An 18,912-nucleotide genomic window follows, 5' to 3' on the forward strand; every position below is an offset into this window, starting at 1 on the left:
CCATCGTTCAACGACACCAGCGGAGCACCCGCCGAGATCGCCCTGTCCATGATCTTGTGGATCTTCTCCGCATGCGCCTCACCCAACGCACCACCAAAGATCCGGAAGTCATGCGCGTAGACGAACACCGTCCGCCCATGCACCGTCCCCCACCCCGTGATCACACCATCCGTATACGGCCGCTTCGCCTCCAGCCCGAACCCCGAAGCACGATGCCGCCGCAACGGCTCCACCTCACTGAACGACCCCTCGTCCAGCAGCAGATCGATCCGCTCCCGGGCAGTGAGCTTCCCCTTCGCCCTCTGCGCGGCAGTCGCCCGCTCACTCGGCCCCGCCTGCGCCTGGGCACGGATCCGGCGCAGTTCGGCCGCCCGCCCCCGGGCCTCGTTCTCGACGGCGCCTGCCGTCGCTGCCGCGTCGGAGGGGGCGTAGTCCACTGTGGTCATGAAACGACGGTACGGGTACTTGGGCATCGAACCTTATGTCATTTCCCTACAACGTCGGCCGGTAAATCATGAGCACCCGGCACTATGTGCAGGTGACGGGGCCAGAGATCGGCCAACGACACGTCGATCAGGGCTGTAGGGCTTCGACAAGCAGTTGGACAGATCGTTGATGCGCGAGAAGGTTCCGTAACAGACCTTCTTGTTAGCCTGGAGCCATGACCATCATGCCCGTATCCCGCGCGCCCGAACGTACCGTGCCGGACGTCACCGGCATCCTCATGCACACCGCGCACGTGCTCAACACCCGGCTGTCCGCCGCACTGACGGAGGTCGGCCTGCTCCAGCGCGAGCAGTGCGTGCTCGTCCACGCACTCGGGGCCGAGCGCACCCAGGGACAGCTCGCCGAGCTGTCGCGCATGGACAAGACCACGATGGTCGTGACCGTGGACGGCCTGGAGAAGGCCGGGTACGCCGAGCGGCGGCCGTCGAGCACGGACCGCAGGGCCCGCATCATCCACGTCACCGAGGCCGGCGCGGAGGTCGCCGCCCGCGGCCAGGAGGTCGTCGACCGGGTGCACCAGGAGGTGCTCGACGCCCTGCCTGCCGCGCAGCGGGACGCCTTCGTCGCCGCCCTGGAGGGCCTGATGGCCGGCCCGCTCGCCGAGCCCGTCCCGTCCGACCAGCCGGTGCGCAGGGCGCGGCAGGCCCGGCGGTAGCCGGCGAGAAGGTCCGTACAAGAAAACTGAATAAGAGATAGTCCCGTAGAAAACCATCTGCTACGGTCTCTCCTGTTGCCCAACGCATCAGGAGAGACCGCATGAACGCCACCGACGCACCGCAGGACCGATCCCGCTGGTTCGCACTCGCGATCCTCTGCACCGGCGCGCTGATGATCGTCCTCGACGGCAGCATCGTCACCGTCGCGCTGCCCGCCATCCAGCAGGACCTCGGGTTCTCCCCCGCCGACCTGACCTGGACCGTCAACGCCTACATGATCGCCTTCGGCGGTCTGCTCCTCCTCGCCGGCCGCCTCGGCGACCTGCTCGGCCGCAAGCGGGTGTTCGTCGCCGGCATCGCGCTCTTCACCGCCGCCTCGCTGCTGTGCGGCCTGGCCACGGAGCCGTGGACGCTGATCGCCGCCCGCTTCCTGCAGGGCGTCGGCGGGGCCCTGGCCTCGGCCGTCGGGCTCGGCATGATCGTCACGCTCTTCACCGATGCGAAGGAGCGGGCGAAGGCCATCGGCGCCTTCGCGTTCACCGGCGCGGTCGGCGCCTCGCTGGGCCAGGTGCTCGGCGGTCTGCTCACCGACGCGCTGAGCTGGCACTGGATCTTCTTCATCAACGTGCCCATCGGGCTGGCGACCGCCGCGCTGGCGCTGCGCCTGCTGCCGGGCGACCGCGGCATCGGCCTGGCCGCGGGGGCCGACGTCGCCGGGGCGCTGCTGGTCACCTCCGGGCTGATGCTCGGCGTCTACACCATCGTCGAGACCGAGAGCCACGGCTGGGGCTCCGGCCGCACCCTGGGCTCCGCCGCGCTCGCCGCGGCCCTGCTCGCCGGCTTCGTGCTCCGCCAGGCCCGCGCCGCCGCGCCGCTGCTGCCGCTGCGCGTGTTCCGCTCGCGCACCGTGGCCGGCGCCAACGCCGTCCAACTGCTCGTGATCTCGGGAATCTTCGCCTTCCAGATCATCGTGGCGCTCTACATGCAGCAGGTGCTGGGCTACGGAGCCGCCGAGACCGGTCTCGCGATGCTGCCGGCCGCGCTGACCATCGGCGTCACCTCGCTGCTCGTCTCCGCCCGGCTGGTGGCGCGGTTCGGCGAGCGGTCGGTGCTGCTGGCCGGTCTCGTACTGCTCGCGGCCGGTCTTGCGCTGCTCGTCCGGCTCCCGCGGGACCCGGCCGAGGTGAGCTACGCGGTCCACCTGCTGCCGACGATGCTGCTGCTCAGCGGCGGCGGGCTGGTGCTGCCCGCGATGACGGCGCTGGGCATGTCCGGGGCGCGCGAGGACGACGCCGGGGTGGTGTCGGGGCTCTTCAACACCGGGCAGCAGATGGGCGGCGCGCTGGGCGTCGCGGTGCTGACCACGCTGGCGGCGGGGCGCACGGAGTCGCTGGCCGCGGGCGGGGAGGGCCGGGACGCGGCGCTGACGGGCGGCTTCCAGCTCGCCTTCGGCATCGGGGCGGTGCTCGTCGCCGCGGCGGCGGTGCTGACGGTCGCGGTGCTGCGGCCGCGTACGGCCGGCGGACCGCGGCAGCCCGGCGGCGGCGCGGAGGCTCCCGGTACGGGGAGCGCCGTCGCGCAGAGCGCGGACGGGCAGGGTGCCGGTGCCGGCTCCGGCACCGCGGCGGCGCCCGGTGCTACTCCTGCGGCACGACTCCGGCCCGCAGCAGACCGTAGGCGTACGCATCGTCCAGCGCCTGCCACGACGCCGCGATGACGTTGTCCGCGACGCCGACGGTGTCCCACTCGCCCCGGCCGTCGCCGGTGGTGATCAGCACCCGCGTCGTCGACGCGGTGCCGTGGGTCCCCTCCAGGATCCGCACCTTGTAGTCGATCAGCTCGAAGTCGGCGAGCTGGGGGTAGATCCGCTCCAGCGCCACCCGCAGGGCCCGGTCCAGCGCATGGACCGGGCCTTTGCCCTCCGCCGTGACGACGGCCCGCTCCCCCTTCGCCCACAGCTTGACCGTGGCCTCGTTGGCGTGGGTGCCGTCCGGCCGGTCCTCGACGATGGCCCGCCAGGACTCGGTACGGAAGTAGCGCCGCGTCCGCCCGGACTCGCGCAACTGCAACTCCTCGCGGAGCAGCAGCTCGAAGGAGGCGTCGGCGGCCTCGTACGTCAGCCCGCGGTGCTCGTTCTCCTTCACCCGCTCCACCACCCGGCTCAGCAGCTCGCGGTCGTCGCCGAGGTCGAGGCCGAGGTCCTTGCCCTTCAGCTCGATGGACGCCCGCCCCGCCATGTCGGAGACCAGCATGCGCAGCCGGTTGCCGACCAGCTCGGGGTCGATGTGCTGGTAGAGGTCGGGGTCGACCTTGATCGCGGAGGCGTGCAGGCCGGCCTTGTGGGCGAAGGCCGAGACCCCGACGTACGGCTGGTGGGTGGCGGGCGCGATGTTGACGACCTCGGCGACGGCGTGCGAGATCCGGGTCATCTCCGCCAGCTTGCCCGCGGGCAGCACCCGCATGTCGTACTTCAGCTCCAGCGCGGCCACCACGGGGAAGAGGTTGGCGTTGCCGACGCGCTCGCCGTAGCCGTTGGCGGTGCACTGCACGTGGGTGGCGCCGCCGTCGACGGCCGCCAGGGTGTTGGCCACGGCGCAGCCGGAGTCGTCCTGGGCATGCATGCCCAGCCGCGCGCCGGTGGCGGCCAGCACCTCGGCGACGGTCTCGCGCACCTGGCCGGGGAGCATGCCGCCGTTGGTGTCGCAGAGCACGACGACGTCCGCGCCGGCCTCGTGCGCGGCGGCGACGACCTGCTTCGCGTACGCGGCATTGGCCCGGTGGCCGTCGAAGAAGTGCTCGCAGTCCACGAAGACCCGGCGGCCGTGTTCGCGCAGGTACGCGACCGTGTCGCGGATCATCGCCAGGTTCTCGGCGAGCGTGGTGCGCAGCGCCAGCTCCACGTGCCGGTCGTGCGCCTTGGCGACCAGGGTGACGACGGGGGCCTTCGACTCCAGCAGGGCGAGGACCTGGGGGTCGTCCTCGACCCGTACGCCCGCCTTGCGGGTGGCGCCGAAGGCGACGAGCTGCGCGTGCCGGAAGTCGACCTCGTCGCGGGCGCGGCGGAAGAACTCCGTGTCCCGGGGCACCGCGCCTGGCCAGCCGCCCTCGATGAAGCCCACGCCGAAGTCGTCGAGGTGCCGGGCGATGGCCAGCTTGTCCGCGACGGTCAGGCTGATGCCCTCGCGCTGCGCGCCGTCACGCAGCGTGGTGTCGAAGACGTGGAACGCGTCGTCGGGGGCCCCGGGGGCGGCGGGCTCTGTGCTCATCGAAGTGCTCCTGTCGGGATGGTGTGCTCTCAGGTCCCGGAAACGGAAAAGACCCCTCGCGGGTCGCGAGAGGTCTGCGCGCGGGTCTGGGACGCGGTGAGCCGGCACCGCATGCGGATCGCGGTACGGGTCAGCGCGGACCGGCGCGCCTGTTGCCAATAATCATGACGGCAGACGAGGTCACGTCGGGAAGTCTGGCACACACTCCGCCCGACCTGGAGACCCGTCTCACCATACGGGCAGAGTGCCCACGTTTCGTACGGGGAGGTCAGGGCGCAATTGCGGTCTTGTGTGGATGACATGCGCGTGCCAATTTGGTCCCCGGCCAGTCGGTACGGCACCTCCCACAACCCCCACATGGTTCACACAAAGGAGAACCACCGCATGAGCCCCCTGAAGTCCGCGCGTCTGGGCGGCACCCTCGCCGCCCTTCTCCTCCTCGGCACCGCCGCCCTCGGCTCCACGGCCGCCGCGGCGCCCCCGCCGGCCGACCGTCCCGGGCAGGGGGTGCAGGCCGACGCCGCCACCCTCGCGCTCGACGCCGACGTCACCCGCACCCTCGGCGGCGACAGCGCCGGCACGTATCTGGACGCCGGCACCGGCGAGCTGGTCGTGACGGTCACCGACGAGGCCGCCGCCGCCGAGGCCCGTGCCGCCGGCGCCCGCGCCGAGCTGGTCGAGCACAGCGCCGCGGAGCTGCGCTCCGCGATGGGCGCCTTCGAGGACCGGGCGAAGATCACCGGCACCTCCTGGGGTGTCGATCCGGCCACCAACCAGATAGCCGTGCAGGCCGACTCCACCGTCTCGGCCGCCGGGTACGCGAAGCTCAAGCGCGTCGCGAAGAGCCTCGACGGCGCGGCCCGGGTGGAGCGGATACCCGGGGCGTTCAAGAAGGAGGTCCTCGGCGGCGACGCGATCTACGGCGGCGGCTACCGCTGCTCCGCGGCGTTCAACGTGACCAAGAACAACGCCCGCTACTTCGTCACCGCGGGACACTGCACCAACGCCGGCGCCTCCTGGTCGGCCACCAGCGGCGGCGCGGCCATCGGCACCCGCGAGGGCACCAGCTTCCCGACCAACGACTACGGCATCGTCCGCTACACCGACGGCTCCTCCCCCGCGGGCACCGTGAACCTCTACAACGGCAGCACCCGGGACATCTCCAGCGCCGCCAACGCCGTCGTCGGCCAGGCCATCCAGAAGAGCGGCTCCACCACCCAGGTCACCAGCGGCACCGTGACCGCGGTGAACGTGACCGTCAACTACAGCGAAGGACCCGTCTACAACATGGTCCGCACCACCGCCTGCTCCGCCGGCGGCGACAGCGGCGGCGCCCACTTCTCGGGCAACGTCGCGTACGGCATCCACTCCGGCAGCTCGGGCTGCACCGGCACCAACGGCTCCGCCATCCACCAGCCGGTCACCGAGGCGCTCAGCGCGTACGGCGTGAGCGTCTACTGACGCACCGGACGCACCGGCAGCGCCACACGGCACGAAGGGGGCCGCCGCCGCAGCCCGGCGGCGGCCCCCGGCGCCGCGGTACGGGAGCCGCCGGCCCCGTACCGCGGCGTCAGCCAGCACCGTGCCCCGGCCCGGCCCGGCCCGGCCCGCGCTTCGGCGAGCCCCTGCCTCAGCCCAGCTCGTGCATCCACCCGTGCGGGTCCGGCGCCTGCCCCGTCTGCACGTCGACCAGCGCCTTGCGCAGCCGCGCCGTGATCGGCCCCATCGCCCCGTCGGCGACCGTCCACTCCGCCGTGCTCGACTTGGCGTGCCCCACCGGCGTGATGACCGCCGCCGTGCCGCACGCGAAGGTCTCCGAGATCGTGCCGTCCAGGCAGCCGGCCTGCCACTCCTCCTTGGAGATCCGCACCTCGCCGGTGCGGTAGCCGAGGTCGGCGGCGATGGTCAGCAGCGAGTCGCGGGTGATGCCCGGAAGCAGCGTGCCGGTCAGCTCGGGCGTGACCACCTCCGCCGCCCCTTCCTGCCCGCCGGGCCCGCCGCCCCGCACGAAGTACAGGTTCATCCCGCCCATCTCCTCGATCCACCGGCGCTCCACCGCGTCCAGCCAGACCACCTGGTCGCAGCCCTGCTGCACGGCCTGGAGGGTGGCGGCCATCGCGCCCGCATAGTTGCCCGCGCACTTGGCCTCGCCGGTGCCGCCGGGCGCGGCGCGCACGTACTCCTCGGTGAGCCAGACCGACACCGGCTTGATGCCGCCCGTGAAGTACGCGCCCGCGGGCGAGGCCAGCACCATGAACAGGTACTCGTGCGCCGGGGAGTTCACGCCGAGGCCGACCTCGGTGGCGAACATGAACGGGCGCAGATAGAGCGACTCCTCGCCGGTGCCCGGCACCCACGCCTTGTCCTGGCGCACCAGCGCGTCGATGGCCGCCACGAAGGTCTCGACGGGCAGCTCCGGCATCGCCAGCCGGCGCGCGGAGAGCTGGAAGCGGCGCGCGTTGGCGTCGGGACGGAATGTACGGACGCTGCCGTCCGGCTGCCGGTACGCCTTCAGCCCCTCGAAGATGGACTGCCCGTAGTGCAGCGCCATCGTCGCCGGGTCGAGGGTGAGCGGCGCGTACGGCTGGAGCTGCGCGTCGTGCCAGCCGCGGCCCTCGGTCCACTTGATCGTGACCATGTGGTCGGTGAAGTGCTTGCCGAAGCCGGGGTTGGTCAGGATCGCCTCGCGCTCCGCGTCGGACAGCGGGTGCGCGGACGGCTTGAGCTCGATCGTGGTCATGAGATTCGTGTCCTTCACCGTTCGGTGGGTGGCGGACCGCGTCCCGTACCGAGGTCCTCGCACCCGAAGGTACTAGGACGTCCGAGCATTACCCCGTGCCGCGGCCCCCTGTCGATTATGACGGGGGCGCGTGCAGCGGCAAGCGTGGCGGTGGTACGCGGCCCGAAGGGTCATCGTCGCACCGGCGCCGCCCGGAGGGCAGCGCCGGTCGGCCGTAAGGAGAAACCTGACCGGCCGGGCCGGCCGCGGCGAGCGTGTGTGGTCCCGGCGGTCAGCCGGATACTCGGGCGGCGAGCGCGTCGCCGATCTCGTCCGTGCTGCGGGCCGCGGTGCCCCGCGCGGCGAGGTCGGCCTCGACGGCCTCCTCGACACAGGCGGCCTGCGCGGCGTACCCGAGGTGGCGCAGCAGCAGGGCGACCGACAGCACCGTGGCCGTCGGGTCGGCCTTGCCGGTGCCGGCGATGTCCGGCGCGGAGCCGTGGACCGGCTCGAACATCGACGGGAAGGCGCCGGCCGGGTTGATGTTCCCGGAGGCGGCGAGGCCGATGCCACCGCTGATGGCGGCGGCGAGGTCGGTGAGGATGTCGCCGAAGAGGTTGTCGGTGACGATCACGTCGAACCGCTCGGGCTGGGTGGTGAGGAAGATCGTCGCGGCGTCGACGTGCAGGTAGTCCGTGCTGACGTCGGGGTACTCGGCGCCGACCCGGTCGAAGGTGTTCTTCCACAGGTGGCCGGCGTAGACGAGCACGTTGTTCTTGTGCACGAGCGTCAGCTTCCGGCGCGGGCGGGCCTGGGCGCGCTCGAACGCGTCCCGGACCACGCGCTCCACGCCGTACGCGGTGTTGACGCTGACCTCGGTGGCGACCTCGGCCGGGGTGCCGGTGCGCAGGCTGCCGCCGTTGCCGGTGTACGGGCCCTCGGTGCCCTCGCGGACGACGACGAAGTCGATGGCGGGGCGGCCGGCGAGCGGGGTCTCGGTGCCCGGGAAGAGCTTCGACGGGCGCAGGTTCACGTAGTGGTCGAAGGCGAAGCGCAGCTTCAGCAGCAGCCCGCGCTCCAGCACGCCGGACGGCACCGAGGGGTCGCCGATGGCGCCGAGCAGGATCGCGTCGTAGTCCTTGAGGGCCGCCAGCTCCGCGTCCGGCAGGGTCTCGCCGGTGGCGTGCCAGCGCCGGGCGCCCAGATCGTAGCTCTCGGTCTCCAGCTTCACGTCCTGCGGCAGGACGGCGGAGAGCACTTTCAGGCCCTGGGCCACGACCTCGGGGCCGATGCCGTCGCCGGGAATGGACGCGAGACGAATGCTGCGAGACATGTGGGGGAGCCTACGCGCTACGTCTTGCGGGATGACACCGCCGTCCGGGATGTGGACATACCGCGGGCGTTCACCACGCCGACGGCCGCGGTTCTCCGGTGAGTCGGCGACGAGGGGGAATGCTCGGGCTTATGGAGACCCCCGGCTTCGGCATCCCCCCGCGGCTCGCCCGCAGCATGAGCATGGCCGAACAGCACGAGTACCTGCGCCGCGCCCTCTCCCGGCGCCGCGTCGTCACCGGCGCCGGCGGGCTGGCCGGCGGCCTGCTGCTCGCCGGGTGCGGCGCCGGCGGCACTCCCGGGCGTACGGACGACTCCTCGGCGGAATCCGTCAGCGCCGCGCCCACCGGTGCGGCGGCGTTCGGCCGGCATCTGGCGTTCGGCGCCGACCCGCGCAGCCAGATGCGGGTGGGCTGGCAGCTCCCGCTGCCGGTGCGCCGGCCGTACGTGCGCTTCGGCACCGTGGACGGCGACCTCGGCGAGCGCGTCGAGGCGGAGATCCGGCCGCTGAAGACCCCGGCGCTCAGCGGCCTGCCGGCGGTGGAGCAGCACTACGTGCACGCCTCGCTGGACGGCCTCGCGCCCGGCACGGCCTACGTCTACGGCCTCGGCCACGACGAGTTCGACCCGGCCTCCCGCGACGCCGCCGGGCACCTCGCGACGTTCCGTACCGCGCCCGCCGGGCCCCGGCGCTTCGTCTTCACCGCCTTCGGCGACCAGGGCACGGGATCCGCCGCCCGCGCCATCACCCGGGGCATCCGTGACCTGCCCGGCGGCCCGCCGGCCTTCCATCTGCACGCCGGGGACATCTGCTACGCCGAGGACTCCGGGCGCGGCCTGGAGAGCGACCACTACGACGCCCGGGTCTGGGACCGCTTCATGCGGCAGATCGACCCGGTGTCCTCGCGGGTCCCGTGGATGCCGGCGATGGGCAACCACGACATGGAGGCGTGGTACTCCCCCGACGGCTACGGCGGCCAGCGCGCCCGCTGGACGCTGCCGGACAACGGCTTCGACCCGCGCGAGGCGCCCGGCGTGTACTCCTTCGTCTACGGCAACGTCGCCGTCGTGGCGCTGGACGCCAACGACGTGTCGTACGAGATCCCGGCCAACCTCGGCTACACCGACGGCGCCCAGGCGCGCTGGCTCGACCGGCGGCTCGGGGAGCTGCGCGGCGCGCCCGGCGTCGACTTCGTCGTGGTCTTCTTCCACCACTGCGCGTACTCCACCAGCACGCACGCCTCGGACGGCGGGGTGCGCGGGCACTTCGCGCCGCTCTTCGACAAGCACCGGGTGGATCTGGTGATCAACGGCCACAACCACGTCTACGAGCGCACCGACGCGCTGCGCGCCGGGACCCTGACCCGCCCGCTGCCGATCGGCGGCTCCGCGGATCCCGCGCGCGACGGCGCGGTCTACGTCACCGCGGGCGGCGGCGGCCGCAAGCTCTACGACTTCACCGCGCCGGACAGCTACGAGGGCCGGCGCCGCGACCGCGACGTGGTGCACACCTTCGCCTGGACGCGCGACGGCGAGAAGGCGCCGGAGGACGTGGAGTGGTCGCGGGTGCGCTACACCGGCTACTCGTTCCTGGCGGTGGAGTCCCGTCCCGGCACCTCGCCCGCGCTGCGGGTCGCCGCGTACGCCGAGGACGGCACGCGGATCGACCGGTTCGAGCTGGTACGGGGCCGCTGAGCGGCCGCCGTGCGCGGGCCGGGGTCCGGGTGGGCGGTGGCGTCACGGCCCGGTGCGGAAGTGGCGGACCGGGCAACGGGAGTGGCGCAGGGGCGGGGGGTGTGGCGGCTCAGTGGCCGGTCGCGCCGCCGTTGTCGCGGCGGTCGAACGCCCGCTGCAGCGCGGCGGCGGCGTTCTTCCGGGCGATGGCGGAGTCCTGGCTCTGCGCGGTGCGGGCGGAGTGGCGGGCGCGGCGGACCGTGGTGGTGGCAGCCATGGGGCAGCTCCTCTGGGGCGCTGGGAAGACGTGGGGACGCCGCTGGGGCGGGAGCGGCGCCGCAGGGGTGACCTGCGTGAGGCGCCAGACCTCGACCACCGTCGCTGTTCGGCGAGCGTTCGGCTCCTACAAAAGTAGGACGTCAAAGCGTTCTTGTCTCGCCATATACTCGGGCTTCCTACTATCTGAGACGGCACCGCCGCTGACCTGCGGTGATCGTTACGGGTCCAGGGTGCCGAGGAGCGGCCCGAGCTGGCCGGGCGAGGTGATGCGGCGCACGGCCGGGGCCGCGCTCCCGGCCGCCCGCGCGGCCGCGCCCGGGCGGTCCAGCCAGATCCCCGTGAGCCCCGCCGCGTCCGCGCCCGCCGCGTCGGTGTCGGGCCGGTCGCCGACGTACGCGACGCGCTCCGGCGGCAGTCCGAGGGCGGCGCAGGCGGCGTGGAAGGCGCCGGCGGCGGGCTTGGCGATGCCGAGTTCCTCGGAGCACACCAGCGCCTCGAACCGGTCGTGCACGCCGATGGCGCGGAGCTTCTCCTCCTGGTGCGGGGCGCTGTTGTTGGACAGCAGGCCGTGCCTGCGGGCCGGGGTGAGGCCGTCGAGCGCCGGTACGACGTCGGGGAAGACCCGCCAGTGCCGCCGGTACGCGGTCAGGTAGCCGGCCATCCACACGTCGGCCTCGGCGTCGGTCAGCGGCCGGCCGGCGAGCACCCGGGCCCGCTCGCGGCGCTGGGCCAGGAAGGTGAACTCCCCGGCGAGGTAGCGGTCCACGTACTCCTCGGAGACCGCGTGCCAGTGATCCGCGGCGGCCTCGGGCGAGGGGTACCGGCCCAGCAGCCCGCGCGCGGTCAGGTACTCGAGCGCGGCGCGCCGCTCGGCGCCTGAGTGGTCGAAGATCGTGTCGTCGATGTCCCAGACCACGGCGAGTATCCGCATGTCACGACGGTAACGCGGGGAGGGCGCCGGCGGCTGCCGGGAGAGCGCGCGCGGGCGTCCTTCAGACGGTGAAGCGGTCCGGGTCGGCCGCCAGCCAGTCCGCGGCCCAGGCCCGCGGCGGCTCGGCCAGGAGCTGGCCCGGCGCCGGCGGCGGCAGCGGCCGGTCGTCGCGCCTGACGGCGCGGGGCTCGATGCGGACGCGCAGTTGGTGCCGGCGCAGTTGGGCCGGGTCGTCCACGCCCATCGCCGACATGATCTCCAGGGCGCTCTGCACGGTGGCGCGCTGGAAGCGCTCGACGCGCACCGTCTTGTCGGCGACGTCCAGCGACTGCACCCGCCGCGGGTCCTGCGTGGTCACGCCGACCGGGCAGGTGTTGGTGTGGCAGCGCTGGGTCTGCAGGCAGCCGAGGGCGAACATCATCGCGCGGGCCGAGTTCGTGTAGTCCGCGCCCTGGATGAGCCGCTTGACGATGTCGGAGCCGGTGGCGACCTTGCCCGCGGCGCCGATGCGGATACGGTCCCGCAGCCCGGTGCCGATGAGGGCGCCGTGCACGGCCGCAAGACCCTGGGTGAGCGGGGCGCCGATGTTGTCGGCGAACTCCAGCGGGCCCGCCCCCGTACCGCCCTCCGAGCCGTCGACCAGGATGAAGTCCGGCGCGGTGCCCTCGGCGAGCATCGCCTTGCAGACCGCGAGCAACTGCACCCGCGAGCCGACGCACAGCTTGATCCCGGCCGGCTTGCCGCCGGCCAGCTCCCGCATCCGGGCGACGAACCGCACCAGCTCGCGCGGGGTGGAGAAGACCTGGTGGTACGGCGGCGAGACCACGGTCTCGCCCTGCGGCACGCCCCGGGTGCGGGCGATCCTGGCGTCGACCTTGGCGCCGGGCAGCAGCCCGCCGATGCCGGGCTTGGCGCCCTGGGACAGCTTCAGGGACACGCACTTGACCCGGTCGTCGGCGGCCTTGTCGGCGAACTGCCGGGCGTCGAAGCCGCCGTCGGCGGTACGGCAGCCGAAGTAGGCGGTGCCGATCTCCCACACCAGGTCACCGCCGGGCCGCAGGTGGAACTCGGAGATGCCGCCCTCGCCGGTGTCGTGCGCGAAGCCGCCGCGGGCGGCGCCGCCGTTGAGCGCGAGGACGGCGTGGGAGGAGATCGCGCCGAAGCTCATCGCGGAGACGTTCAGCAGCGCCATGTCGTACGGCCTGGTGCAGTCGGGTCCGCCGACGCGGACCCGCGGCGGGGTCGTGGGCATCCGCACCGGGGCCATGGAGTGCACGAGGAACTGGTAGCCGGGGGCCTCCACGTCGCGCTCCGTGCCGAAGGGCTCCTCGGCGTCGGTGCCCTTGGCGCGCTGGTAGACGATGCTGCGCACGTTGCGGTCGAAGGGGCGGCCGTCGAAGTTCCGCTCGATGAAGTACTGCTGGAGCTCGGGGCGGAGCTTTTCCAGCAGGAAGCGCAGATGGCCCACCAGCGGGTAGTTCCGCAGCACGGAGTGGCGGCGCTGGAGCACGTCCCACACACCGAGCCCGGTGAGCGCCAGCAGCACGCCCGCGGCCGGCCACCACGCACCCGACACCAGCGTCGCGGCGAGGGTGCACCCGATGGCGGCCACGACGACGGCGGCGAAGAAGCTCATCCTCTTCATACGTGATCCATACGACCACAGCCCCGGGCCGCGCGCATGGGACCGCCCCCGGCCGACGGGGGAGGCGACCGGGGGCGGCGTGTGCGGGGACCGCGGGGCGGTCCTTCGGGCGTCAGCCCATGTGGGGGTAGCGGTAGTCCGTCGGAGCGTCCATCGTCTCCTTGATCGCGCGCGGCGAGGACCAGCGCAGCAGGTTGAACTTCGAGCCCGCCTTGTCGTTGGTGCCGGAGGCGCGGGCGCCGCCGAAGGGCTGCTGGCCGACGATCGAGCCGGTGGGCCGGTCGTTGACGTAGAAGTTGCCGGCCGCGAAGCGCAGCCGCCGGGTGGCGTCGGCGATGACCGCGCGGTCCTGCGCGAGGACGGCGCCGGTCAGGGCGTAGGCGGCGACGGACTCCATCTGGTCCAGCATCGCGTCGTAGGTGTCGTCCTCGTACACGTGCACGGCGATGATCGGGCCGAAGTACTCCTCGGTGAAGACCTCGTTCTCCGGGTCCGAGCAGACGATGACCGTGGGGCGGACGAAGTAGCCGACGGTGTCGTCGTACGTGCCGCCCGCCACGATCTCGCACGCCGGGTCGGCCTCGGCGCGGTCGATGGCGGCCTTGTTCTTGGCGAACGCCCGGTCGTCGATGACGGCGCCGATGAAGTTCCCCAGGTCGGTGACGTCGCCCATGGCCAGCCCCTCGGCCTCGGTGACCAGCGACTCCTTCAGCCCGCCGTCCCACAGCGAGCGCGGGACGTACGCGCGGGAGGCGGCCGAGCACTTCTGGCCCTGGTACTCGAAGGCGCCGCGGGTGATGGCGGTCTTCAGCTTGGCCGGGTCCGCGGTCGGGTGGGCGACGATGAAGTCCTTGCCGCCGGTCTCGCCGACGATCCGCGGGTACGCCTTGTAGCCCGGCAGGTTCTTGCCGACCTCGCCCCACAGGTGCTGGAAGGTGCGGGTGGAGCCGGTGAAGTGGATGCCGGCCAGGTCCGGGTGCGGCAGCGCGGCCTCGGAGACCTCCTTGCCGTCGCCGGTGACGAGGTTGATGACGCCGGGCGGCATCCCGGCCTCCTCCAGCAGCCGCATGAGCAGCACGGCGGCGTGCGTCTGGGTCGGCGAGGGCTTCCAGACCACGACGTTGCCCATGAGGGCGGGCGCGGTCGGCAGGTTGCCGGCGATCGCGGTGAAGTTGAAGGGCGTGATCGCGTAGACGAAGCCCTCCAGCGGGCGGTGGTCGAGCCGGTTCCACACCCCGGGCGGCTGCACCGGCGGCTGCTCGTCCATGATCTGGCGGGCGAAGTGGACGTTGAAGCGCCAGAAGTCGACCAGCTCGCAGGGCGCGTCGATCTCCGCCTGCTGCGCGGTCTTCGACTGGCCCAGCATGGTGGACGCGGCGATCGTCTCGCGCCACGGTCCGGCGAGCAGGTCGGCGGCCTTGAGCAGGATCGCGGCGCGGTCGTCGAAGGACAGCGCGCGCCAGCCGGGCGCGGCGGCCAGGGCGGCGTCGATGGCGTCCTGCGCGTCGGCGCGGGTGGCGGTGCCGTACGTGCCGAGGACGGCCTTGTGGTTGTGCGGCTGCACGACGTCGACGCGCGCGCCGCCGCCCATGCGGTGTACGCCGCCGATGGTCATCGGCAGCTCCATGGGGCTCTCGGCCAGCTCCTTGAGCCTGGCCTCCAGCCGCGCACGCTCCGGCGTGCCGGGGGCGTAGGTGTGCACCGGCTCGTTGTACGGGGCGGGGACCTGGGTCACAGCGTCCATGGTTGCCGTTCTCCTTCGAGGTGCTGAGCCTTCGGGGGCTGTCGGGGGGCTCGCTGGGGTCGTCAGCGGCGGCCGGCCAGGGCGCGCAGGAAGAAGGCCGTGTTCGCCGGGCGCTCGGCGAGCCTGCGCATGAAGTAGCCGTACCAGTCGGTGCCGTAGGGGGTGTAGACGCGCATCCGGTGGCCCTCGGCCACCAGCCGCTGCTGCTCCTGGGTGCGGATGCCGTAGAGCATCTGGAACTCGTACTCGTCGGTCTTGCGGCCGTGCCGGCGGGCCAGCTCCTGGGTGATGGCGATCATCCGGGGGTCGTGGGTGCCGATCATGGGGTAGCCGCGGCCGGTCATGAGGATCTTCAGACACCGCACGTAGGCGCGGTCCACCTCCGGCTTGTCCTGGAAGGCGACGACGGCGGGCTCCTTGTACGCGCCCTTGACCAGCCGCACCCGGGAGCCCTCGCCGGCGAGGTCGCGGCAGTCCTCCTCGGTGCGGAAGAGGTACGCCTGGAGCACCGCGCCGGTCTGCGGGAACCGCTCGCGCAGGGTGCGCAGGATGGCGAGGGTGGAGTCGACGGTGGTGTGGTCCTCCATGTCGAGGGTGACCGTCGTGCCCGCCGCCGCGGCGGCTTCGACCACCGGGGTGACGTGGGCGAGCGCGAGGTCGTGGCCGCCGGGCAGCGCCTGGCCGAAGGCCGAGAGCTTCACGGACATCTCGGCGCGGGACCCGAGACCCTCGTGCTTCAGCGCCTCGGTGAGGCCGAGGTACGCGTCCCGGGCGCGCAGCGCCTCGCGGGGGTCGGTGACGTCCTCGCCCAGGTGGTCGAGGGTGACCTCCAGGCCGCGGGCCGTCAGGTCGCGGACGGCGGCGACGGCGTCGGCCAGCTCCTCGCCGGCCACGAAGCGCGCGACCACCTGGCGGCTGACCGGCGCGGCCGACACGACGCGACGGATTCCGTCGCTGCGCGCGGCGGCGAGAAGCACGGGACCCAGCACTGGGCACCTCCACGGTCGGGGCGCAGGTAACACCTCCGTGAAATCTAAGGATCGCTCCGATCCTGGGCCATCGACACCTGTCACGCATCCGGGAGCATCGCCTCATACAGATGTATGAGAAGCTGCGGTCATGCGCGGCGACTACCAGCAGTTGGTGGACGAGGTCTCGGCGGCGCTCGGCGCCCCCGCCACCCTGGAGGACCGGGACTTCGGGCTGATCGCCTTCGGCGTCCACGACACCGGCGACGGCTCGTCGGGCGGCGTCTCCTCGCTCATGGACCCGGTCCGGACGAAGTCCATCCTGCACCGGCGCTCGACGGCGGCGGTGCGGGCGTGGTTCGAGGCGTACGGGATCGCGCGCGCGACCGGGCCGCTGCGGATCCCGCCGGACCCCTCCGCCGGGGTGCTCACCGGGCGGATCTGCCTGCCGGCGCGGCACGACGGCGTGGTGCAGGGGTACGTCTGGCTGCTCGACGACGGGCACCTGGCCGACGTCGAACTGGGCGGGCCGGGACGGGCCCAGGACCCGCGGATCGCGCAGGCCATGCGGACGGCGGCGCGGATCGGGGCGCTGCTGGCGGCGGAGACCCGGGCAGGAGCGGCGGCCGGGGCGCTGCTGTACGACGTGCTGGCCGGCCCACCGGCGGGACGGGACGCGGCGCTGGCGGAGCTGCGGGACGCGCTGCCGGGCGGCGCCGCGGGGCCGGTGGCGGCGGTGGCGGTGCTGCCCTGGCGCCCGGCGGACCCGGCGGCGCCGGGACCGGGGCTGCCGCGGACGGCGGCGACGACGGTGGTGCGGGTGGCCGGCGCGGGCGCGCGGGACGGGGAAGGAACAGGCGCGGGCGCCGGCGCGCGGGTACGGACCGGCGCGGGCGGCGAGGCCGGGGGCGGGGCGGAACCGGCGCGGGCGCTGGCGGCGCTGGTGCTGCTGGCGTCCGCGGGCTCGGTGGAGCCGGCGGTGGCGGCGGCGGAGCGGCTGCTGCAGGCGGCGGGCGGCACGGCGGGCGGGGCGCGGAGCGCGGCACCGGGCGAGGTGCCGGCGGGGGTACGGCGCGGGGCGCGCACCCGCGCCGGGGAGCCCGCCGCCGGAGCCGGTGCGGCCGCCGTACCCGGCGCCGTGGCCGGCGTCGGCGACGCGCGGGCGGACCTCGCCGGGCTGCCCGGCACCTGGCGCGAGGCGCTGGCCGCCGCCCGGGCGGCGCGGGCCGCGCCGCGGCTGGGGCCGGTGGCGCGGTGGCCGGAGATCGGCCCGTACCGGCTGCTCACCGGCCTGCCCGGCGGCGCCGACCCGGCCGTCGGCCGGCTGCTGGAGCCGGCCCACGCCGCGCTGGCCCGCACCGCCGAGGTCTACCTCGACCACGCGGGCCAGGCCGCCCGCACCGCCGCGGCGCTGGGCATCCACCGCCAGACGCTGTACTACCGGCTGTCCCGCGTCGAGGAGCTGACCGGCCTGGACCTCGCCGCGGGCGAGGACCGCCTGCTCCTCCACATGTCCCTCAAGTCCGCCCGCCTCTGACCGCAGCCTGTACGGAGCACGGCGCCCCGCGGGTCCGGCCCGCCTCGGGGGTGCGGCGGGCCGGGGGGTGCGGGCCTCAGCCCAGGTGCGCGGCAGGGGCCGGGGCCGGGGCGCCGGGCTTGGCCGGGGCCGGACGGGGGGTGTTCATCACCACCGCCACCACCGCCGCGGCCGCGACGAGGATCACCGAGGCCACCGCGTACGCCGAGCTGAAGCCCTCGACCAGGCCCGCCTTGACCACGTCGGGCACCGGTCCGCCCGCCGCCCGCCGCTCCTCCAGCGCGCCCGCGTCCGGCAGCCGCTCGGCGAGGTAGCCGGCGGTGGTGCTGGTCGCCACGGTGTTGAGGAGGGCCGTGCCGATCGAGCCGCCGATCTGCTGCGCGGTGTTGACCGTGGCCGACGCCACCCCGGCCTCCTCCTCGCGCACGCCGTGGGTCGCGTAGTTGATCGCCGGGGCCATCACCATCCCCATCCCGAAGCCCAGGATCAGCTCCGCGGGCAGCACCCCGGCCGCGTACGACGTGTCCACGTCCACCGTCGCCAGCCATCCGGTGCCGGCCGAGGCGAGCAGCAGCCCGGGGGCGATCAGCGCCCGCGGCGGCACCCTGGGCAGCAGCCGGCCGGCGAGCCCCCCGGCCCCCGCCAGCACGCCCGCCGTCAGCGGCAGGAACGCCACCCCGGTCTTCAGCGCGGAGTAGCCCATGACGACCTGCATGTAGTACGTGAGGAAGAGGAACATGGCGAACATCCCCACGGTGGCCAGCGCGATGCCGAGAAACGCGCTCCCCCGGGCCCGGCTGAGCACCACCCGTAGCGGCAGCAGCGGCGCCGCGGCGTTCCGCTCGTACAGCACGAAGCCGGTGAGCAGGGCCGCGCCGAGGAAGAGCAGGCCGAGCACGAGCGCCGAGTCCCAGCCCTCGGACTCCGCCTCGCTGCACCCGTAGACGACGGCGACCAGGCCGGTCACGGCGAGCACCGCACCGGGCACGTCGATCCGCTTGCGCACCTGCGGGCGGGTGTCGGCGGGCAGCACCCACCAGCCGGCCGCCGCCAGCACCGCGATGGGCACGTTCACGTAGAGGCACCAGCGCCAGTCCAGATACTCGGTCAGCGCCCCGCCCGCGACCAGGCCGATCGCGCCGCCGCCGGCGGCGATCGCGCCGAAGATGCCGAAGGCGCGGGCGCGCTCGCGCTGCTCGGTGAAGCTCGTGGTGAGCAGTGACAGCGCCGCCGGCGCGAGCAGCGCGGCGAACGCCCCCTGCGCGGCCCGCGCGCCCAGCAGCGCGCCGAAGCCGGGCGCCGCGCCGCCGAGCGCGGAGGCCGCGGCGAAGCCGACGAGCCCGGTCAGGAAGGCCCGGCGGCGGCCGGTGTAGTCGGCGATCCGGCCGCCGAGGAGCAGCAGCCCGCCGAAGGCCAGGGTGTACGCGGTGATCACCCATTGCCGGTCGCCGTCGGAGATGTCCAGGTCCGCCTGGGCGGACGGCAGAGCGATGTTCACGACCGTGACGTCCAGGACGATCATGAGCTGCGCCAGCCCGATGAAGGCGAGGGCGAGCCAGCGCCGCGATCCGGTCGACGTGTATGTTCTTGTAGTGTCCATGCCACTACCTTTCTCGTGCGTGCTCGGGGTCTCGGGTGGCCGGGAGGATTGCGG

The 18,912-nt window shown here is 73.6% G+C and carries 15 protein-coding genes; 5 read left to right on the plus strand and 10 right to left on the minus strand.

All coding sequences use genetic code 11. The features are described from left to right. Window positions 1–446: carboxyl transferase domain-containing protein (locus tag ACFYVJ_RS32875; RefSeq protein WP_388899524.1), on the minus strand; the 446-nt coding region annotated here is incomplete at its 3' end. A 215-nt stretch (window positions 447–661) separates the two neighbouring features. Between ACFYVJ_RS32875 and ACFYVJ_RS32880 the strand changes: the two genes are divergently transcribed. Next, window positions 662–1,162, plus strand: coding sequence for a MarR family winged helix-turn-helix transcriptional regulator (locus ACFYVJ_RS32880; RefSeq protein WP_388899527.1), 501 nt, complete (start codon window positions 662–664; stop codon window positions 1,160–1,162). 101 nt (window positions 1,163–1,263) lie between these two features. Beyond that, a complete protein-coding gene (locus ACFYVJ_RS32885) occupies window positions 1,264–2,880 on the plus strand; it encodes an MFS transporter (RefSeq protein ID WP_388899529.1) in 1,617 nt (538 codons plus the stop codon). Here ACFYVJ_RS32885 and cimA read toward each other — a convergent pair. After that, entirely contained in the window at window positions 2,801–4,429 is a 1,629-nt protein-coding gene (cimA, locus tag ACFYVJ_RS32890; RefSeq protein WP_388899532.1) for a citramalate synthase, read from the minus strand. The genes ACFYVJ_RS32885 and cimA overlap by 80 nt on opposite strands. 384 nt (window positions 4,430–4,813) lie before the next feature. Between cimA and ACFYVJ_RS32895 the strand changes: the two genes are divergently transcribed. Then, window positions 4,814–5,890, plus strand: coding sequence for a S1 family peptidase (locus ACFYVJ_RS32895; RefSeq protein WP_388899535.1), 1,077 nt, complete (start codon window positions 4,814–4,816; stop codon window positions 5,888–5,890). A gap of 169 nt (window positions 5,891–6,059) precedes the next feature. Here the strand turns inward: ACFYVJ_RS32895 and ACFYVJ_RS32900 are convergent, their stop codons facing one another. Continuing rightward, window positions 6,060–7,169 (minus strand): branched-chain amino acid aminotransferase, encoded by a 1,110-nt coding sequence (locus ACFYVJ_RS32900; protein ID WP_388899538.1) that lies wholly within the window; start codon window positions 7,167–7,169, stop codon window positions 6,060–6,062. A gap of 271 nt (window positions 7,170–7,440) precedes the next feature. Further along, window positions 7,441–8,481, minus strand: coding sequence for a 3-isopropylmalate dehydrogenase (locus tag ACFYVJ_RS32905; protein ID WP_388899541.1), 1,041 nt, complete (start codon window positions 8,479–8,481; stop codon window positions 7,441–7,443). Window positions 8,482–8,612: 131 nt separating this feature from the next. On the opposite strand from ACFYVJ_RS32905, the gene ACFYVJ_RS32910 reads away from it, so the two are divergent. Then, on the plus strand, window positions 8,613–10,175 hold the full coding sequence (locus ACFYVJ_RS32910) for a purple acid phosphatase family protein (RefSeq protein ID WP_388899544.1): 1,563 nt from the start codon (window positions 8,613–8,615) through the stop codon (window positions 10,173–10,175). A 109-nt stretch (window positions 10,176–10,284) separates the two neighbouring features. Here the strand turns inward: ACFYVJ_RS32910 and ACFYVJ_RS32915 are convergent, their stop codons facing one another. The 5 genes from ACFYVJ_RS32915 to ACFYVJ_RS32935 all read right to left on the minus strand — a co-directional run bounded on the left by ACFYVJ_RS32915 (window position 10,285) and on the right by ACFYVJ_RS32935 (window position 15,742). Further along, complete coding sequence (locus ACFYVJ_RS32915) at window positions 10,285–10,431, minus strand: hypothetical protein (RefSeq protein ID WP_164492587.1); 147 nt, start codon at window positions 10,429–10,431, stop codon at window positions 10,285–10,287. A 219-nt stretch (window positions 10,432–10,650) separates the two neighbouring features. Beyond that, window positions 10,651–11,364 (minus strand): HAD family hydrolase, encoded by a 714-nt coding sequence (locus tag ACFYVJ_RS32920; RefSeq protein ID WP_388899547.1) that lies wholly within the window; start codon window positions 11,362–11,364, stop codon window positions 10,651–10,653. 61 nt (window positions 11,365–11,425) lie between these two features. Further along, entirely contained in the window at window positions 11,426–13,009 is a 1,584-nt protein-coding gene (locus tag ACFYVJ_RS32925; protein ID WP_388899550.1) for an FMN-binding glutamate synthase family protein, read from the minus strand. Window positions 13,010–13,121: 112 nt separating this feature from the next. Next, window positions 13,122–14,753 (minus strand): L-glutamate gamma-semialdehyde dehydrogenase, encoded by a 1,632-nt coding sequence (gene pruA / locus ACFYVJ_RS32930; RefSeq protein ID WP_388899552.1) that lies wholly within the window; start codon window positions 14,751–14,753, stop codon window positions 13,122–13,124. 62 nt (window positions 14,754–14,815) lie between these two features. Further along, window positions 14,816–15,742 carry a proline dehydrogenase family protein gene (locus tag ACFYVJ_RS32935; protein WP_388899555.1) on the minus strand — a complete coding sequence of 309 codons (927 nt, stop codon included), beginning with the start codon at window positions 15,740–15,742 and terminating at the stop codon, window positions 14,816–14,818. A 130-nt stretch (window positions 15,743–15,872) separates the two neighbouring features. Here ACFYVJ_RS32935 and ACFYVJ_RS32940 point away from each other — a divergent pair, with 130 nt between their 5' ends. Continuing rightward, the gene (locus ACFYVJ_RS32940) at window positions 15,873–17,258 is read left to right on the plus strand and encodes a PucR family transcriptional regulator (RefSeq protein ID WP_388899558.1); all 1,386 of its coding nucleotides are present in this window, start codon (window positions 15,873–15,875) and stop codon (window positions 17,256–17,258) included. Window positions 17,259–17,334: 76 nt separating this feature from the next. Here the strand turns inward: ACFYVJ_RS32940 and ACFYVJ_RS32945 are convergent, their stop codons facing one another. After that, the gene (locus ACFYVJ_RS32945; RefSeq protein WP_388899560.1) at window positions 17,335–18,858 is read right to left on the minus strand and encodes an MFS transporter; all 1,524 of its coding nucleotides are present in this window, start codon (window positions 18,856–18,858) and stop codon (window positions 17,335–17,337) included. Window positions 18,859–18,912: the final 54 nt, after the last annotated feature.

The sequence above is a fragment of the Streptomyces sp. NPDC004134 genome (assembly GCF_042874195.1).
Lineage (GTDB): Bacteria > Actinomycetota > Actinomycetes > Streptomycetales > Streptomycetaceae > Streptomyces.

Bases quoted from the DNA above. Each gene is read 5' to 3' on its own strand.
- ACFYVJ_RS32940 (WP_388899558.1), top strand. From the start codon at position 15,873: ATGCGCGGCGACTACCAGCAGTTGGTGGACGAGGTCTCGGCGGCGCTC.
- cimA (WP_388899532.1), bottom strand. From the start codon at position 4,429: ATGAGCACAGAGCCCGCCGCCCCCGGGGCCCCCGACGACGCGTTCCAC.
- ACFYVJ_RS32910 (WP_388899544.1), top strand. From the start codon at position 8,613: ATGGAGACCCCCGGCTTCGGCATCCCCCCGCGGCTCGCCCGCAGCATG.
- ACFYVJ_RS32915 (WP_164492587.1), bottom strand. From the start codon at position 10,431: ATGGCTGCCACCACCACGGTCCGCCGCGCCCGCCACTCCGCCCGCACC.
- ACFYVJ_RS32945 (WP_388899560.1), bottom strand. From the start codon at position 18,858: ATGGACACTACAAGAACATACACGTCGACCGGATCGCGGCGCTGGCTC.
- pruA (WP_388899552.1), bottom strand. From the start codon at position 14,753: ATGGACGCTGTGACCCAGGTCCCCGCCCCGTACAACGAGCCGGTGCAC.
- ACFYVJ_RS32880 (WP_388899527.1), top strand. From the start codon at position 662: ATGACCATCATGCCCGTATCCCGCGCGCCCGAACGTACCGTGCCGGAC.
- ACFYVJ_RS32920 (WP_388899547.1), bottom strand. From the start codon at position 11,364: ATGCGGATACTCGCCGTGGTCTGGGACATCGACGACACGATCTTCGAC.
- ACFYVJ_RS32905 (WP_388899541.1), bottom strand. From the start codon at position 8,481: ATGTCTCGCAGCATTCGTCTCGCGTCCATTCCCGGCGACGGCATCGGC.
- ACFYVJ_RS32885 (WP_388899529.1), top strand. From the start codon at position 1,264: ATGAACGCCACCGACGCACCGCAGGACCGATCCCGCTGGTTCGCACTC.
- ACFYVJ_RS32925 (WP_388899550.1), bottom strand. From the start codon at position 13,009: ATGAAGAGGATGAGCTTCTTCGCCGCCGTCGTCGTGGCCGCCATCGGG.
- ACFYVJ_RS32900 (WP_388899538.1), bottom strand. From the start codon at position 7,169: ATGACCACGATCGAGCTCAAGCCGTCCGCGCACCCGCTGTCCGACGCG.
- ACFYVJ_RS32895 (WP_388899535.1), top strand. From the start codon at position 4,814: ATGAGCCCCCTGAAGTCCGCGCGTCTGGGCGGCACCCTCGCCGCCCTT.